The sequence below is a fragment of the Allopusillimonas soli genome, assembly GCF_004153445.1.
Taxonomy (GTDB): Bacteria; Pseudomonadota; Gammaproteobacteria; order Burkholderiales; family Burkholderiaceae_B; genus Allopusillimonas; species Allopusillimonas soli.
The window spans coordinates 1-596 of sequence record NZ_SDQC01000014.1; the positions used below are offsets into that span (position 1 = coordinate 1).

Annotated in this window: 1 pseudogene; it reads right to left on the reverse strand. The window is 58.9% G+C overall.

Going from position 1 to position 596, the window contains the following annotated elements:
* Nucleotides 1-206: 206 nt before the first annotated feature.
* Nucleotides 207-473: pseudogene (locus ERD78_RS19645) on the reverse strand (DDE-type integrase/transposase/recombinase); the annotation flags it as partial.
* Between the last annotated feature and the right edge of the window lie 123 nt (nucleotides 474-596).

Here is a 596-nt window from a genome sequence, read left to right on the forward strand (position 1 = left end):
TGTCATTTTCAGAAGACGACTGCACCAGTTGATTGGGCGTAATGGCTGTTGTGCAGCCAGCTCCTGACAGTTCAATATCAGAAGTGATCTGCACCAATCTCGACTATGCTCAATACTCGTGTGCACCAAAGCGAGGTGAGCATGGCGACGGAGGCTCTGTTGCAAAGATTGGCGGCAGTCAGAGGTAGGCTGTCGCTCTGCGCCGATCAGGCGGCTGCTGCGAAATGGTGGTTGAGCATGCCCATGGCCTCCGTCAGCGCCGAGGGCCCAATGCCAAAAGCTCTCTCCACAAGGCGCACCTCGCCCCTGATGCCGGGCTGCAGGCACCAGGGGCGAGCCTGTCCTTTGCGCAGGGCTCGCATGACTTCGAATCCCTTGATCGTGGCATAGGCCGTGGGGATCGATTTGAAACCGCGCACCGGCTTGATCAGTATCTTGAGCTTTCCGTGATCGGCCTCGATCACGTTATTGAGGGCTCTGTTGCAAAGATTGGCGGCAGTCAGAGGTAGGCTGTCGCTCTGCGCCGATCAGGCGGCTGCTGCGAAATGGTGGTTGAGCATGCCCATGGCCTCCGTCAGCGCCGAGGGCCCAATGCC